The 17,363-nt window shown below is 35.6% G+C and carries 11 protein-coding genes; 6 read left to right on the forward strand and 5 right to left on the reverse strand.

Annotated features, from left to right (window positions below):
• The 6 genes from QNJ50_RS19235 to QNJ50_RS19260 all read left to right on the forward strand — a co-directional run.
• Nucleotides 1-3,008 (forward strand): filamentous hemagglutinin N-terminal domain-containing protein (locus QNJ50_RS19235; protein WP_300638195.1); only part of this gene is annotated, 3,008 nt, incomplete at its 5' end.
• 184 nt (nucleotides 3,009-3,192) lie between these two features.
• Nucleotides 3,193-5,883 carry a CHAT domain-containing protein gene (locus QNJ50_RS19240; RefSeq protein ID WP_300638197.1) on the forward strand — a complete coding sequence of 897 codons (2,691 nt, stop codon included), beginning with the start codon at nucleotides 3,193-3,195 and terminating at the stop codon, nucleotides 5,881-5,883.
• Nucleotides 5,884-6,449: 566 nt separating this feature from the next.
• On the forward strand, nucleotides 6,450-7,184 hold the full coding sequence (locus tag QNJ50_RS19245; RefSeq protein WP_300638199.1) for a DUF928 domain-containing protein: 735 nt from the start codon (nucleotides 6,450-6,452) through the stop codon (nucleotides 7,182-7,184).
• Nucleotides 7,185-7,675: 491 nt separating this feature from the next.
• Nucleotides 7,676-10,093, forward strand: coding sequence for an EAL domain-containing protein (locus QNJ50_RS19250; RefSeq protein WP_300638201.1), 2,418 nt, complete (start codon nucleotides 7,676-7,678; stop codon nucleotides 10,091-10,093).
• Between the two features lie 205 nt (nucleotides 10,094-10,298).
• Nucleotides 10,299-11,597, forward strand: a complete 1,299-nt coding sequence (locus tag QNJ50_RS19255) for a dihydrolipoamide acetyltransferase family protein (RefSeq protein WP_300638203.1) — start codon at nucleotides 10,299-10,301, stop codon at nucleotides 11,595-11,597.
• 245 nt (nucleotides 11,598-11,842) lie between these two features.
• Entirely contained in the window at nucleotides 11,843-12,091 is a 249-nt protein-coding gene (locus tag QNJ50_RS19260) for a DUF4351 domain-containing protein (RefSeq protein ID WP_300638205.1), read from the forward strand.
• A 199-nt stretch (nucleotides 12,092-12,290) separates the two neighbouring features.
• Here QNJ50_RS19260 and QNJ50_RS19265 read toward each other — a convergent pair whose 3' ends face one another.
• From QNJ50_RS19265 to QNJ50_RS19285, 5 genes are all read right to left on the reverse strand, one after another.
• On the reverse strand, nucleotides 12,291-12,884 hold the full coding sequence (locus QNJ50_RS19265) for a DUF4178 domain-containing protein (protein ID WP_300638207.1): 594 nt from the start codon (nucleotides 12,882-12,884) through the stop codon (nucleotides 12,291-12,293).
• Between the two features lie 99 nt (nucleotides 12,885-12,983).
• On the reverse strand, nucleotides 12,984-14,576 hold the full coding sequence (locus tag QNJ50_RS19270) for a polyamine aminopropyltransferase (protein WP_300638209.1): 1,593 nt from the start codon (nucleotides 14,574-14,576) through the stop codon (nucleotides 12,984-12,986).
• A 120-nt stretch (nucleotides 14,577-14,696) separates the two neighbouring features.
• Nucleotides 14,697-14,927 (reverse strand): hypothetical protein, encoded by a 231-nt coding sequence (locus QNJ50_RS19275; protein WP_058183351.1) that lies wholly within the window; start codon nucleotides 14,925-14,927, stop codon nucleotides 14,697-14,699.
• Nucleotides 14,928-15,055: 128 nt separating this feature from the next.
• Nucleotides 15,056-16,120 (reverse strand): hypothetical protein, encoded by a 1,065-nt coding sequence (locus tag QNJ50_RS19280; protein ID WP_300638214.1) that lies wholly within the window; start codon nucleotides 16,118-16,120, stop codon nucleotides 15,056-15,058.
• A gap of 369 nt (nucleotides 16,121-16,489) precedes the next feature.
• Nucleotides 16,490-17,299 (reverse strand): methyltransferase domain-containing protein, encoded by an 810-nt coding sequence (locus QNJ50_RS19285; protein WP_300638216.1) that lies wholly within the window; start codon nucleotides 17,297-17,299, stop codon nucleotides 16,490-16,492.
• Nucleotides 17,300-17,363 lie beyond the last annotated feature (64 nt).

A 17,363-nucleotide genomic window follows, 5' to 3' on the forward strand; every position in this document is an offset into this window, starting at 1 on the left:
CTGTTGCAACGATCGCTGGGATAGCTTTTTGTGCTTTAAGTGGAACATCTCCATCTGTCGCTCAAATATCAGCAGACACCAATCTTCCTGATGGACAAACAGTGGTTACACCAGGAACAACACCAGGAATCGATTTTTTAGTTACGGGGGGAACAAAAGTAGGTAATAACCTATTCCACAGCTTTCAAAATTTTTCTGTTCCCGAGAATGGTTCTGCCATTTTTCAGAATGATGCAAATCTGACAAATATAATTAATCGCGTCACTGGTGACTTGGAATCTAACATCAATGGTTTAATCCAAACTAATGGTAGTGCTAATTTTTTTCTAATAAATCCTAACGGGATTATTTTTGGTCCCAACGCTTCACTCAATATTGGTGGCTCCTTCATTACTAGTACTGCTTCAAGTTTAAAACTTTCTAATGGAGATGAGTTCAGTACCATAAACCCGACCAAACCCTTGCTAACTATTAGCGTGCCTCTAGGTTTACAATTTGGTAATCAAGCTAAATCTATTACTAATCAATCCCAGTTTAATGACAGTGATACAGTTCTTAACTCAGTAGGTGCGCCAGGTGGATTAGTTTTAAAACCTTTTCAGACCTTAGCTTTTGTCGGTGGTGAAATCAAAGGAGAACTAGGTAATATAACTGTTTCAGGAGGTCGCATAGAACTTGGTGCTGTAGGAGAAAACAGTTTTGTTGGTCTGAATCAAGATTCACAGGGTTTTACTTTAGATTATGCAAATGTGGAGAATTTTGGAGATATAGAACTAAATAGGTCTTTCGGCGATGTCAGTGGTCCTGGTGGTGGTAATATTCAACTCCAAGGTCAGAAAATAAACTTAGAGCGATCGGCTCTTTTTGCCGTAACTTTCCCCAATGGAATCGAAAATGGTGGGGGAATTCATCTCCATGGTGATGAGGTCAATATTAATAGTTCTGGAATTCAAGCAATTACATTAGGTAATCTTCAGGGTGCGGATGTCGCTCTAGAAGCTGAAAATATCTCAATTCAAGCTGAGTCCGTTGTTTCTGCAGAAACACGTGGTTCGGGTCAAGGTGGTAAATTAACAATTAGTACTGATAATCTAGATGTTGTAAACAGTATCTTGGGAACAGAAACTAAGATTTCTGGGAATGCTGGTGATGTGTTAATTACCACTCAAGATTTAAGTGTTAGAGATGGCGCTCAAATAGCAACTAACGCCTTTGAAGAAGGAGCTAGCGGTAAATTAACAGTGACAGCTTCCAATTCTATTGAGCTTATTGGTGAGAGTAATGATGCTTCAATTCCTAGTGGTTTGTTTAGCGACAATCACAGTTCTAAAAAATCTGCAGGAGTAAGCATCGAAACAGGAACATTAAATATTCGCGATGGAGCCAGAATATCTGCTTCTACTTTTGCTGGAGGAGATGGAGGTCAAGTCACGATTCAAGCTAAAGATTCTCAACTAACTGCTAGTTCGCAGACCGGTGAATCAAGCGGTATATTTAACAATGTCGAAGCAGGAGCTACTGGTCAAGGGGGTAATATTTCCTTTACGACTGAAAGATTACAGATTTATGAAGGAGCACAAATATCAGCTAGTACCTTTAGTAGCGGTAATGCTGGTCGTGTTTCTATTACTGCTTCCGATTCTATAGAAATACAAGATTTAGGCTCAGATACAGCATTTAGTGGTTTATTTGCTCAAGTTGAAGCTAGAGACACATCACAAGCAACAGGTAAAGGCGGTGATATTTTATTAGAAACTGGACAATTAACCCTCCAAGGTAAACAAGCGCGAATATCGGCTTCTACTGACGATGTAGGTTGGGGAGGTAATGTAACTATTAATGTTGATGAGTTACTCGTAGGAGATGGAGCCCAAATTCAAGCAGCAACTACAGGTGTCGCACCCAGTGGAAAATTAGAAGTAACAGCAACAACTAAAATCGAACTTAGTGGTGTAAATGAAGTTGCTAGTGGTTTATTTACTTCCACACAAGGTGATGCAGACGCAGGTAATTTAGATGTTAATACTGGGGATTTATCTATTCTAGATGGGGCGAGAATCTCGGCTTCTAGTTTTGGTGCAGGTATGGGAGGAACTATTAATGTTAATGCTTCAGATACAGTAAAACTCACTGGTACCGGTATTTCATCAAATACAGAAGTACGCAGTGGTTTGTTTGTAGAAGCAACAGGAACGGGAAAAGCGGGTAACATTGAGGTAAATACTGATTCTTTATTGCTCGATAACCGGGGAGCAATTATTGCAGAAACAGCTTCTGACGACGGTGGTGATATTTCCCTGAAAATCGCCGATATGATTCAGATGCGTAACAACAGTTTAATTTCCGCAACTGCTGGTGCTAATAGCAAAGGTGGAGATGGAGGTAATATTGATATCGCGACAAATTTCTTGATTGCAGTACCCTCAGAAAATAGTGATATTACTGCTAATGCTTTTGAAGGACAGGGAGGAAACATTCAAATTTCAGCTCGGAATATTTTTGGTATTGAGTTCCGTGAAAATTTAACTCCCTTAAGTGATATTACTGTCAGTTCAAATTTTGGTGCCAACGGTATTGTAGAAATAACTACACCTGAGATAGATCCTTCTCAGGGAATAACTGAGCTACCAGAACAAATGACGGATACTTCTAATCAGATTGCTCGTGGTTGCGGAGTTGATCGAGGTCAGATTGCAAAAGGAAAAACCAGAAATAGATTTGTGGTTATTGGTAAAGGTGGATTACCATCTAACCCGGAAGCAATCCTTAGTAGTAACACGATATTAGAAGATTTAGAAACAACTCCAATTCTTAAGCCACAAGATACTCCTCAACAAGCCTTTTCATCTACAAAAAATCCAATCAAAGTTTCTGATTCTACCGATTCCCTTGTAGAAGCTCAATCAATAGTGGTTAACTCCCAAGGCGAAATTTTATTGACCGCACAGGTTCCTCGAGATAATCAAAACAACTCTTGGTTTCCGTCAATGAGTTGTAATAGCAATTAACGATAAACCTCTTTGATATACAGCTTCTAAGTTTTTTCACTTAATTCTAAATCCTCATTCAAACACTTAAATTCCAAACACTTAAATTCTTTATTAGCACAATTAATTTTGGAATGGTGGTTTTGTATAGATAGTCTTGTGTAAGTAATTTTGATAATTAATTATTTTTATGTTCAATAAATTTATGTTCAATAAATTATATTTCCGGGTATATCGTCGCTTACTACTATTTATTTTTGGTCTTATATTAGGATTACTTTCCACCCTCTTAATTGCCACAAATCCTGTATTTCCCGTTGCAGCGCGAGAAAAATCATCTTTATCGATTATCCATAAATCATCTATCCACAAATTATCTGTTGAAAATTTACCTATTGAAAAGTCATCTATTCAAGGTTTATCCGAACTAAAACAGCAGGAGCAACGGGGAAAAGAATATTACAATACAGGTCAATTTTCTGCAGCAGTTAAAATTTGGCAACAAGTACTTCTAATTTATCAGTCCCAGGGCGATTTTCTTAACCAAGCTCGAGTCCTGAATAACCTTTCATTAGCTTATCAGCAACTGGGTAAGTACTCAGAAGCAAAGCAAACTATTTCTGAAAGCTTAAAATTAACACAAACACAACAAAATAATAGTCCAACCCAAAACCTACAGAAGGAAGAATCAACAAAAAAATTAAATGTCATAGCACAAGCTTTGAATACTCGAGGTCGTTTAGAGTTATCAATGGGACAACCTGAAGCAGCTTTAAAAACTTGGGAAGAAGCAAAAGAATTTTATACTCAGGCTGAAAATAATACTGGTGTAATTCGTAGTGCTATTAACCAGTCTCAGGCTTTAAGGAGTAATGGTTTATATCATCGAGCTTTATCTAATCTAACTGAGGTTAACGAAATCCTTCAAAAGCAACCAGATTCTCAACTGAAAGCTACTGGTTTACGTAGCCTTGGTACTAGCCTCAATTTAGTCGGTAAATTTGCAGATGCACAACAAGCTTTAGAAGAAAGTTTAGCGATCGCGAAAAAATTATTATCTCCTACGGATATCAGTGCAACATTAATTGATTTGGGTAATGTTGCTAATTCACAACAACAGGCAAAGTCTGCATTAAGTTTTTATAGACAGGCTGTAGATAAAGCAACTTCACCAAATATTAAGATTAAAGCACAACTGAATATAATTAAAACTTTAATTGATACGCAAGAATTAGCAAAAGCACAATTATTAGCAAATCAAATTCAATCCCAAATTACTAATTTACCTGCAAATCGTAGTACTGTCTATGCTCAATTAAATTTGGCTAAAAGTTTAACTAGATTACAACAGGCAAACATCCCAAATTCACCAACAATCGAAAGCATTGCTCAAATAGTTGCCAATAGTTACAAACAGGCACAAGCCTTAGAAGATAAACCAGCCCAAGCTTATGCACTTGGGAAACTTGGAGGGCTTTACGAACAGACCCAGCAATGGTCAACAGCCCAAGATTTAACCCAAAAAGCTTTAATGTTATCTCAAAGCATAAATACTCCGGAAATCACTTATCGCTTGGAGTGGCAATTAGGAAGAATTTTGAAAACAAAAGGAGATTTGACAGGTGCGATCGCGAACTATACCCAAGCAGTTAATAATCTTGGTTATTTACGTAATGATTTAGTCGCGATCGCCCCTGATGTTCAGTTCTCGTTTCAGGAAAGTGTGGAGCCGGTTTATCGAGAATTAGTTAGTTTACTTTTGACACCACAAAACTCGGAGGTTAGTCAAAAGTCTCTGCTTCAAGCCCGTGAAATTATTGAATCATTACAGTTAGCCGAGTTAGATGATTTTTTCCGTGAAGCTTGTTTGGATGCTAAACCAACTCAAGTAGATAAATTTGATACTCAGGCAGCAGTTATATATCCTATTATTTTGGCAGATCGTTTAGAAATTATTCTCAGTTTGCCAAAACAACCTTTACGCCACTACAGTACTGCAATTTCTGAGAATGAACTTGAAGGTACTGTTAAAAAACTACGTAAAAATTTAGTTATTCGTACTAGATATAGTTTTAAACCTTTATCTAAACAACTATATGATTGGCTAATTCGTCCTGCAGAAGTTGATTTAGCCGAAAGTAAAGTTAAAACATTAGTCTTTGTGCTAGATGGATACTTACGTAATATTCCAATGTCAACCCTACATGATGGTAATCAATACTTACTAGAAAAATATAATATTGCTTTAACACCAGGTTTAAGAATACTGCCTCCTCAAGAATTAAAGCGAGAAAATATTAAGGTACTTAGTGCTGGTTTAACTGAAGCAAGAGATGGCTTTTCACCTCTTGAATATGTGGAAGAAGAATTAAAACAAATTAACTCTCAAGTACCGGGAACAATGCTTTTAAATCAAGATTTTACTAGTGAGTATATACAAGATAAAATTCAATCTAATTTCTTTCCAATTGTTCATATTGCTAGTCACGGTAAATTTAGTTCAAAAGTTTTGGAAACTTTTATTTTAAGCTGGAACGATCGAATAAGAATTGATGACTTAGAAAATTTGCTCCAAGGACCCGAACAAACAGAGCAAAAAGCAGTAGAACTTCTGGTTCTCAGTGCTTGTGAAACCGCAACAGGAGATAAACGTGCTGCTTTAGGATTAGCAGGAATGGCTGTAAAAGCTGGAGCCAGAAGTACTGTAGCTACATTGTGGTCTGTCAATGATGAAGCGACAGCTAATCTAATGAGTCATTTTTATCAGGAATTAAGTAATGTCAAACAAACAAAAGCAGAGGCTTTGCGTAACTCCCAATTAGCACTATTAAAAAATAGAAAATACGAACACCCTATTTATTGGTCACCTTATATATTAGTTGGTAATTGGTTGTAGAAAAATGAGGTATTAATGGCGGTTGTACTAAAAAGCAGGTATTAAGTTATAAGTTAAAGTCTGTATATTTGATTATGTAGTACTTGTACTAGCATCAAAAAATAATCAATATAGTGAGTGATATTACGCAATTAAAACATACTTTTTAGGGCCCAATGATTTGAGTAATATTTTATCTATGATAATACTAATGACTGATAATAATTTCACAAAAAAATATATAAAACAGCTATTTTATAAGTGTATTTATGATTTTTATAAAAAAATATTTTTAACATGTAAATAAAGCTGATGAAAATATTTTTATGATACTCTTTTCCAGAAGTTATATTATTATATAATTGACACAAAATTAATATTTCCACCTGTCGGATAAATTTTCGTTTCTTCAAATAATATACCTTCTAACATCGGTTTTACTATTTCCTTTCAATCAGCGAAATTATTGACTAAATCCTCATAGGCTAGTGACGAATTTTAAAATCTATTTCAATGGAATAGCATAAAACACTTGGAACAAACAGGATTAGTACGTCAACAATTAAGTTTAATTAGGTTTTACAAAAATGTTCAGGACTTTAATAAATAAGGCAATTGTTACTATCGGTCTATCATCTTTGTTGATTGTCTCATACAGTCATGTTGCATTAGCAGATCGTACCAAAGGTGGTAAAGAAGGTTTACCAGGTTCAAGAATTGGAGGAGGGACTCGTGGAGAATGTTATCTTCGCAAACCACTTGTTGCATTAGTTCCAGAAAATAATTTAGTTTTGACAAAATCTGCATATCCAAAATTCTTTTTCTATCTTCCCCCAACTGCAACTCCAAAACAAATAGAGTTTGTCTTACAAGATGAGGATAATAATGAAATTTATCAGACAATGTTCACATCGAATGGTTCTGCAGGGGTAATGAATGTTAGTTTACCCGAAAAAGAATCCATACCACCCCTTGCTTTTGGTAAAGATTATCGCTGGCAATTGGTCATAATCTGTAATTCTGAAAAAAGGGAACATGATGTTGGTGTAAACGGATGGGTCAAACGGGTAAAATTAGATTTCGCACAGACCAAAAAACTAGAGCAAGCAAAACCTAGAGAACAAATTAATATCTATACCTCTTCAGGGCTTTGGCAAGATGCACTATTTAAATTGGCAGAACTCCGGTACGAACAACCAAATGATATGAGGCTTTCTAATGACTGGTCAGAGTTGTTGAGTTCTCTGGGACTAGATGCAATAGCCCAAGAACCTCTTATTAATATAGAAAGACAAGCAGCCTCACCAATATCAATGAAATAGGTGAACAACTAATTACTTTAAAATTTCAACTTTATTTTTCTCCGGTTGTGTACCATTCTCTCCGCTCTTTATTGGAGCGGATATTTTTGAAATTTATTTATAACAGAATTCAGGAATGGAATTTACTTTACATGTGACGTTTTGTTTCCCAAATGCATCTCACTTATTTACAATCCGGTATAACTTTTGTTTTTTAAAATATTATTAAGTTGCAATTATTACCTTTATTGTTTATTTTAAAACTTCTAAGCCATTTAATCTAGAAAATTAACCTAGAAAATTTTTGCAATTATTATGATGGAGTCAATAAATAAATATAAATCAGCAGAAAATAAGTTTATTCGTGTCTATTAATACTTTGTATGATTGATAAATTATTAAAAAAAAATTTTCCTCTAATATTTTTTATTACTTTTTTAAAAAGACAATTACTGACTTTAAGTATAAAGCAATCTGTAATTGCTGCCAGTGTGATCGCAACAGGATGTATATTGAGTATTAGAAATTTAGGTGGGTTCCAGTTATTAGAATTAGTTGTCTTCGATCAAATGGTACGTCTTCAAAGAGAACCTCCTCCAGACACACGAATATTAATTGTAAAAATTACAGAATCCGATTTAAAAAAACAAAAAAAGTGGCCTTTATCCGATAAAAGTCTTTCTTTAGTATTGCAAAAATTACAACAAGCTAAAGCAAAAGTTATCGGCTTGGATATGTATCGTGACATACCTCATCCTCCGGGCTATGAAAGTCTACTCAAAGAACTTCAAAAGCCTAATATTATTACTATAAAAAAGCTTGGTAGTTCGGATTCAGAAGGAGTATCTCCCATTTCTGGGATACCAGAAGAACGAGTTGGGTTTAATGATATCTTGATCGATCCAGACGGCATCGTACGTCGAAATCTAATGTATGCCTATGAAGGTACAAAAAAATATTATTCTTTTTCTTTACGCTTAAGTCAAAAATATTTAGCTACTCGAGATATTTCACTCAAAATTACGCCAAATGCTTTGGAATTAGGAGAAACTTCATTTACGCCTATCTCAGCAAATGCGGGCGAATATCGAAATATTGATAATCTTGGCTATCAGATATTGATTTCTTACCACTCTTCTGACCAAGTAGCAGAAACTATTTCCTTTACCGATATCTTAAATGGTAATTTCGACCCCTCATTGGTCAAGGATAAAATAGTATTGATTGGTACAACTGCCCCTAGTTTAAAAGATTTATTTTTTACTCCCTATAGTGCAGGTGAGTCAGACAGTCGTGCAATGTCAGGAGTTATGTTACATGCTCAACTTGTGAGCCAAATTCTTGGCGCGACCTTGGATAGAAAACCACTATTTTGGTTTTGGTCAGAATGGGTAGAAGGTACTTGGATATGGCTTTGGGCTTTGATTGGAGGCTTAATCGCGTGGCGATATCGAAATCCTCTAAATATACTATTTTTTGCAGTATTTGCTTTGTTAGCCCTATTTACGACTTACTTTAGTCTGTTTACTCAAGCAGGTTGGATACCTTTATTATCTCCTGGATTAGCACTGATAGTTACCTCTACAAGTATTATTATTTATAGACAACTATATAGTAATTTTTATGACATTCTAACGGGTTTACCCAATCAAATTTTATTTATTAAATACTTAAAAACAGAAATTGATAGAATAAGACCGAGTAAAAATCTACGTTTTGCTGTATTGTTTTTAGATATTGACTGCTTCAAGATAGTCAATGAAAATTTTGGTCATCACATTGGGGACGAATTATTAGTCAATTTTACCCAAAGATTAAAAAACTGTGGCGACAATCAAAGAATGATTGCTCGAGTGGGAGGAGATGAATTTGCAATATTACTAGAAAATATTGCCGATACTAAGGAAGTAATAACTTGGGTCGATTGGTTACAGAAAGAAATGACCTTTACTTTTGGAACAAGTGGACAAGAAATATTTACAACCATCAGCGTAGGTATAGCCTTAAGCAAGACAGAATGTATTTACAAACCAGAAGATGTACTTAGAGATGCCCATACAGCAATGTATCGAGCTAAAGATTTGGGTAAATCTCGTCACGAAGTTTTTAGCAAAGGTATGCATATCGAAGTTGTTAAGCGTTTTCAGTTAGAGGTAGATCTTCGTCGCGCTTTGGAGTTCCAAGAGCAAAAACAGGAATTTTATCTTGAGTATCAACCAATAGTTTCTATGAGAAACAATGCAATTATTGGTTTCGAAGCACTCGTACGTTGGCAACATCCATCCCATGGATTTATTCCTACAAGTGATTTTATCCCCATTGCAGAAGATACTGGATTGATTGTTCCTTTAGGTAAGTGGATTTTACAGGAAGCATGTTGTCAGTTATCTGTTTGGAAAACTCTATTCCCTGTGGATCCACCCCTAACAATGAGTATTAATCTTTCTGGTCAACAGTTAAAGCAACCAGATTTAATTGAATTTATTGAGAAAACCCTTAACTTCACAGGCTTAGAAGGAGAAAACATCAAACTAGAAATTACAGAAAGTGTAGCAATGAAAGATGTAGAAACAACAATTGATATTTTATTAAAACTGAGAAGCTTAGGTATTAGACTGAGCATTGATGATTTTGGTACGGGATATTCCTCTTTAAGTTATTTGCATCGCTTTCCCGCCAACACATTAAAAGTAGATAAATCATTTATAAATAATATGGCAGAAACTGAGGAAGACATTGCCATTGTCCAGACAATTATTATGTTGGGTCATACTTTGGGTATGGAGGTAGTCGCTGAGGGAGTAGAGACAATTGCACAACAAGAAAAACTGCAAGCACTTGGTTGTGAGTACGGTCAGGGCTATTTCTTCTCTCAGCCATTGGATAGCAAATCTGCAATGTTGCTATTAGATGCTCAATTCCATAATTGAGCAAGTTATTCGCAAGTAAACTATTAGCCCCAAAAATTGAGTTTAATAGTCTGATATCCAGGTTTGAAGTGATAGAAAATACAAATCAGTAAATTATTGCACGATGAAATAATCTTTTGCACCAAGACTCAGGATACAATGCGATCTGGTAATAAACGTAAAACTCCGTAAAATTTATAAAATAATTGATTGTTGAAATTACCCTATGAGCATTAACGAAGTATTCATGCCCGCTCTGAGTTCCACCATGACTGAAGGGAAAATTGTTTCCTGGGTAAAGTCACCGGGAGACAAAGTAGAAAAAGGTGAAACAGTAGTGGTTGTTGAATCAGATAAAGCTGACATGGATGTGGAATCCTTTTATGAAGGATATCTTGCCCACATTATAGTCCAAGCTGGTGACACTGCCACTGTTGGGGCTGCGATCGCACTGTTAGCAGACACAGAAGCGGAAATTGAAACTGCTATTGCTCAAGCAAAATCAAAAATTGCTAGTTCCGCACCAACTACCAATGTTACCCCAACACCCGTTGCAGCCGCAGCTACTCCAGAAAGTACTTCTATCTCACAAAATGGCTCTAATCATCGTCAAGGTAGAATTATTGCTTCACCTCGTGCCCGAAAATTAGCAAAAGAATTCAAAGTTGATTTAAGTAATCTTTCTGGTAGTGGACCCTACGGTCGAATTGTTGCTCAAGATGTAGAAGCAGCCGTTGGAGTATCTCAGCAACCATCAGTTCCAGCATCTTTGCCAACAATACCAGTTACTGCCAGTGTAGCATCAGTTCCTCAACCTGCAGCTACACCAGTTACAACAGCAAGTACAATTCCAGGACAAACAGTACCACTTACAACTCTCCAACAAGCTGTTGTACGCAGCATGGTTGCAAGTCTTGCTGTACCAGTTTTCCGGGTAGGTTATACAATTACCACTGATGCATTAGATCGGCTGTATAAGCAAATAAAACCCAAAGGGGTAACCATGACAGCCCTATTGGCAAAAGCTGTAGCGGTAACACTGCAAAAACATCCCCTACTCAATGCAAGCTACTCTGAACAAGGAATTGCATATCATGGTGATATCAATATTTCCGTAGCAGTGGCAATGGATGATGGTGGATTAATTACACCTGTATTGCAGAATGCTGACCAACTGGATATTTATTCCCTATCCCGTAATTGGAAATCTTTGGTACAAAAAGCAAGAGCAAAACAACTCCAACCCGAAGAATATAGTACCGGTACTTTTACTGTATCTAATTTGGGAATGTTTGGTGTAGATACATTTGACGCGATTTTACCTCCCGGACAAGGTTCGATTTTAGCAATTGGCGCTTCTCGTCCTCAAGTTACTGCGACTCCTGAAGGAATGTTTGGTGTTAAGCAACAAATGCAAGTTAATATTACCTGCGATCACCGAGTGATTTATGGTACTCACGCAGCTGCATTTTTACAAGATTTAGCCAAGTTAATCGAAACAAATCCCCAGTCTTTAACAATGTAGCTTTATTTAATATGGCACTTGTTTTGTAGGGACGTGCGGTGGGTGCGTCTCTACATTTGTTTGTATAAATATTGGATTGGGAAATATTGATTTTGGGGAAATATGGTATTTTTGTTTATGTTTAAATTTTTTTAAATAAAATTAAAGAAGACAGTACCAAACAAAGTATTTCAGTATGCGCCCAACTTCTCGCGGGGTTGGTTTTTGAGCCCGAACTAATTCGTCAGCTTTTTAGGAGAAAAGATATGAGAGAGTCAACTATTTATCAAGAAATTCTCCAAGAAGGAAGAGAAGAAGGAAGAGAAGAAGGAAAAAAATCTGAGCTAAGGTTAGTGATGCGTTTGCTAAATCGTCGCATAGGTTCTGTCAATCCGCAATTAGAACCAAAACTACAAGGTTTATCTTTAAGTCAGTTGGAGGACTTGGGTGAAGCTCTGCTAGATTTCACCAGCGAAACAGATTTGGTTAACTGGCTTAAGATTCAAGGAATTTAGTTTGATTTGGAGATGTAGCATGAGTATGCTATGTCTCCAAATTACTTTTGAAAAAACATGATATTTTAGAACTTACAAAAAAATTACAAAAATAAAAGAATTCTAAAAAAAGTATTTAATTTGTAGGGCTACATTTCGTTAGAATCCTACAGATAAAAAATTTTGGTATGAAATTTTGATATTTTTTAGGATTAAAAAATCAAACTCCGTAAACTCGTCTTCCATCTCCTGGTAATAAAGTTAGCGATCGCGGATTAATTTGGTACCCTACTGTAACTTCTACTTCTCCGTCCCAAATCTCAATTGACAAAACATTGTCATCGCTACCTCTATAGTCAAAGTATTCGCAACGTTCTGCAGTTTTTCTTAGGGTAGTACCAACACGAGTCATTTTTGCCATTCCAGAATCTACGCGATGATAGGTTTCATCAGCAAAATTTAACTGTTTTGGTGGATTTTTGCTGACTTCTAGCCGATCCGTTGGTTCTAAAAATGCTACTTCTACTCGATCATCTTCATCAACGGAAAGCCATCGGATATCGTTATGATCCTGCAGTAGGTATTCAAACCAAATATAACCACCAACATTGTAATTTAGTTTTCCTTCTACAACCCAATCTCTACCCATATACTGGACAATATCGCCAATTTGCAAATTAAAAATATTGCGTTCCAAAGAAGGTAATTCTTTAGACTTTTTACCTGCTAATATTACTCCCTGTTGTTGTAATACAAATAATGTTGCAGCAACAGCTACAATTACGATCACACCTAGCCAAAGTAAAGCTAACATTTTATTCCTCTTGTCAGTTATCAGTTATTAGTTAATGCGCTGTAGACACTCATTCACTACCCCGGTTTGCTAATAGTTTTTATATTCCCCATTCCCCGATCAATAGGACAACCATCGGTTATCTGATTGATACCCCACAATCACAGGATGGGAAAGACGGTTTATTTCTACTTTAAGAAGCTGAATATCTTTTGGTAATTCAAATAAATGATGCAGAATTGGTTCCGTAAGAAAACGTGTGGGAATAGGTAATTGCAGTTTCTCTGGTTCAAATATATTCTTTGATGCTAAGACAAAACCCCACGGACCAAAACTAGGAACATTAACTGTATAGGGGTGTATTTCTAATCCTACTTGAGAAATGGTAGTCGCGATGCAACTGAGAACTTTGGGAGCGAAAAAAGGGCTGGAAGCCTGGGTGACCAAAATTCCATTCTTTGCGAGTATTCCTGATAAACGTCGGTAAAATCCTTCTGAATAAAGTTTGGCAAGAATTTTTTCATCGGGATCGGGGAAGTCTGCAATGATGACGTCAAAAGTTTCATTTAAATTTGGTGCTTTCAAAAATGCATCTGCGTAAATAACCTCTACGCGCGGGTCTAAGAGTGCACTTTGATTAATTTTTGTCAATCTTGGGTAGGTGTTGGCTAGTTTTATCATTTCTGGATCTAGCTCAATTAGTACTACCCGCTCGACATCTTGCCATTTTAAGACTTCCCGCACTGCCATACCATCACCAGCACCCATTACTAATACCCGTTTTCTATTGGGTGTAGCACTCATCGCCGGATGTACTAATGCTTCATGATAGCGGTATTCATCTACACTTGAAAGTTGTAAATCGCCATTGATGAATAGTCGTAAATCTTTACCTTTATGGGTTAAAACAATCCGTTGATAAGCTGTTTGAACGCGTTTAATTATTGGTGCTGAATACAGATTATTCTCTAGATTATTGCTTAAAGGTATGGCGAATGGTGCCAGACTTAAAAGTAATACCCCCAACCCTAACCCTAAATATCCCCAACGACGCAATTGGGTGAAGTTGCGTCCAATGGCAAAAACCATTAATGCTGGTAAAGCACCTAAAATAAAAGCAGTGGGAAACATCCCAAAAAAGGGCAAAAGTAGCACGGGAAAGGTTAAAGAACCCAATAAACCTCCCAAGTAATCCAATGCTAAAACTCCCGCGAGTGCTTCTCTGACTCCTTCTGCTTCTTCTAGGATTCTGGTTAATAATGGTACTTCCAAACCAGCAAGTATTCCCAATAGTATAGTCACCAGAAATAATCCTAGCCAGATAGAACCACCCAGGACAAATAAGGCAAATAAGCCCAAAGGTAAAAAAGCTGTCAATGGGGCTATCAGTAATTCAACCCAAGTAAATGCTAGGAGTAAGTTCCTTTGTAAAATAATACCTTCAGCCTTAGGAGCAATAAAACGACTCAAGTAAGAGCCAATCCCCATCGCAGCTAAAAAACCACCGACAGCAATACCATAAGCTAAAGCTTGGTTACCCACTAAGTAACTAGCCAAGGTTCCAAGCAGTAACTCCACAGCAAGTCCGCTTCCTGATGAAACTGCTGCTGCTGCAAGTAAAAGCTGTCTTTGGGTTCGATTTAATTTAATATTATTATTTATATTTTTTGTCTCCAGATGATAAAAATCATCTGTTTTTATTTCTTGTTCCATACATATTTTGATTATTTTTTAGATGATTTCCATTTAATTCTTACCCATTGAAATTAGTGTTTCTAGATATTTTATTTACTATTATTTTAGTTTTATTTAACATCTATCTATTTTGATTCTTTACTTCCCAGCAGCAGGTCCACCACCGCGAAAATCGTCATAGCTAGAACGGTTATAAAATATCCAAACTCCAGAACGATTATAAGAACCAGATAATCTGGTACCATTTCTTGGTGAAAAGTTGCTTTGATTCTCTTCACGCAAAACTAAAGCTGATTTTTGAGTGTAACTATTAAAAATTGATGATACAGCAATCAAAATTGCTAAACCTGCAAAAATCTTTGTCAACATAATATAAATACTCTTACTAAAATATTTATTCTCAAATATTAACTTCCAACACAACCAGTCTAATTGTATTTGGCAAATAACCTTTCTATACAAACTTTTATTTTTTGATTTTTTAGAACCTTAAGTATTTAAGCTGCTGGAATATTATCTGAAGTATTCGCTGAATCAGATTTAATATAAATAACCTCTTGCGATGATAAAGTTCGCGCACCTTCTCTTACAGTTAAAGTTGTTCTATCTATTGATTTATCTGGTAAAACTTCTACATTAAAACCGTAGGAATCCCGTTTTTCAAAGATGAAAAATAAAGTTAAAGATCCATTTCCTTTTTCAACTTTGCCATTTTCTCTCTTAATATTTAAATTAATGGTTTTTGAGGTCATGTAAACTTGTTCACCATAACTGTTATTAATAACAAGTTTTACCTGTAATAGTGATGGAGAAGTTTCATCAGATGCAATATCTACTTTTACTCGAACCAATTTATCTGCACCACCAAGGGTTGCGCGATCGCTAGGATCGCTATCATTAATTTTTTTCGATATTACTTTTTTCCCGATGCGAGGTACAGCAAACATCGCCATTATTGCTAATGGTATGGTTCCAAATAAAGCAGGGAATAATGGACGGGTATCAACCACTCCATTTTCAACCAGGATATTAAAATTCGATTTGGGTGGTGCTGATCCTACTTTTTGATTATTCAATTGAATCCTTGGGACTAATCTTGATCCTGATGCTCTTTCATATTCCAAGACACTAACAACTAAATTTAGTTCTTCAGCCTTTTTTGCACGTACATCTAAACCAGCCAACAAATCTGATTCAGCCCAAGTTCCAGATTCTCCATCCTCATACCAAGTACCGCTTTCACTCCAAGCATTTTTAATTGCAGAGGCTACTATTTTACCTTGCTGGTCTAAAAGCTGAATTTGATAGGTTAGAGATGTGTTAGTTGGTATGGATGCTTTCACATCTACTCGTAGCGCTCCTAGTAATTGTGGCTCCAATGTAATTTTTTCCGGTGGACTAGATTGTCCTAAACCAACAGAAATATTTTTAGAAATTAAAGTTTTTTTAAAAAAATCAGAAGCTATAAATGCTAATAATACAAAACCTGTTGCTCCTAAAGCAACATAAGCCCACTTATCTATAAATCGACTGGTACGTTTATTATCTACAGCAATTTGCATGATACGTTTGCTTCACAATAAAATTAACAACATGTTGTCATGATAGCTTTCCGCTAAAATTAACAAAATTATATTTAACACATCAAATTTGCTAATAAAATTAATATTTCCAAATTTAAGCAATTTTGGCTTATCAATATTTATGGTATTGGGAATAACATCATGAGCTTGATCTCTTGAACCTTATAATCGCTCAAGAGTACAATTTTTATGTGAATATCTACCTCAGCAAAATTACCAAATAAAAAGTTTATTTAAGAAAAATAAATCGGGATATAAGCGATATCACTTACATAAATCAAAAACTTATATAAATAAAATAAAAGATATAAGTTGATAAAATGATGAATGCTAAAATCTACAAAACATTCACTTGTGACCTTTAACAAAAAACATAAGAGCTTCATACCAAACACCTCGCTCTGTTAGATTTACTTCAATTAGTTGTTGAAAATCAGCTTTCAATTCTTCCATTTTTTCTGGTGATACCTCTAACAAAGGATTTTCATGGGGGTGAGACCAACTTCCGTTCCATTGTTTCGCTTCATCTAAACTTTGATAAAAACCAAATTGTTTGGATTTGATTTCAATATCTTGAAAACCAGCTAATTGCATTAAGTGATGACATTTTTCAGGAGTACCCGTTGGTTCATTAATATTTAGCAGTGAAATTCCATGTTTTGCAGCAGCTTTAATGATGATAGGAGCAGCATAAGATTTTTCTGAACCACAAGAGAATGCAATTACACCACCTTTTTTGAGCCATTTATACCAATTTTGTAGCGCTTTAGGAATATCTCGAAAATAAACGAGTGCTGTAGAACATGTAATTATATCAAAGCTTTCATTCTCAAAGTCTATATATTCTGCATCACCTTGAATAAGTTCGATATTTTCTAATTTCAAGTCATCAATTTTTTGTTTTGCTTGCTGAAGCATTATAGAAGAAAAATCAACTCCAACAACTTTTCCTTCATTTCCTACTCTTTCAGCCGCATTAATTGCAATCAGACCGGTACCAGTAGCTATATCTAATATTCTTTGTCCTTTTCCAAACTTAACTGATTTTAGAATTGGAAGAGTACGATTAATAGTATGTTCATTGTCATATTTTATTCTACTGTCAAAAAAATCAATAACTGTTTTCTTGTATTGTTGTTCGTATTGATTTTGATTCATAAATTTCTTTCTGATATTTTACCATTTTAATATGAGAAATACTGCATTTCGGTCGCAATGACAA

The organism is Mastigocoleus sp. MO_188.B34, assembly GCF_030065675.1.
Taxonomy (GTDB): Bacteria; Cyanobacteriota; Cyanobacteriia; order Cyanobacteriales; family Nostocaceae; genus Mastigocoleus.

Bases quoted from the DNA above. Each gene is read 5' to 3' on its own strand.
- QNJ50_RS19240 (WP_300638197.1), top strand. From the start codon at position 3,193: ATGTTCAATAAATTATATTTCCGGGTATATCGTCGCTTACTACTATTT.
- QNJ50_RS19245 (WP_300638199.1), top strand. From the start codon at position 6,450: ATGTTCAGGACTTTAATAAATAAGGCAATTGTTACTATCGGTCTATCA.
- QNJ50_RS19255 (WP_300638203.1), top strand. From the start codon at position 10,299: ATGAGCATTAACGAAGTATTCATGCCCGCTCTGAGTTCCACCATGACT.
- QNJ50_RS19260 (WP_300638205.1), top strand. From the start codon at position 11,843: ATGAGAGAGTCAACTATTTATCAAGAAATTCTCCAAGAAGGAAGAGAA.
- QNJ50_RS19265 (WP_300638207.1), bottom strand. From the start codon at position 12,884: ATGTTAGCTTTACTTTGGCTAGGTGTGATCGTAATTGTAGCTGTTGCT.
- QNJ50_RS19270 (WP_300638209.1), bottom strand. From the start codon at position 14,576: ATGGAACAAGAAATAAAAACAGATGATTTTTATCATCTGGAGACAAAA.
- QNJ50_RS19275 (WP_058183351.1), bottom strand. From the start codon at position 14,927: ATGTTGACAAAGATTTTTGCAGGTTTAGCAATTTTGATTGCTGTATCA.
- QNJ50_RS19280 (WP_300638214.1), bottom strand. From the start codon at position 16,120: ATGCAAATTGCTGTAGATAATAAACGTACCAGTCGATTTATAGATAAG.
- QNJ50_RS19285 (WP_300638216.1), bottom strand. From the start codon at position 17,299: ATGAATCAAAATCAATACGAACAACAATACAAGAAAACAGTTATTGAT.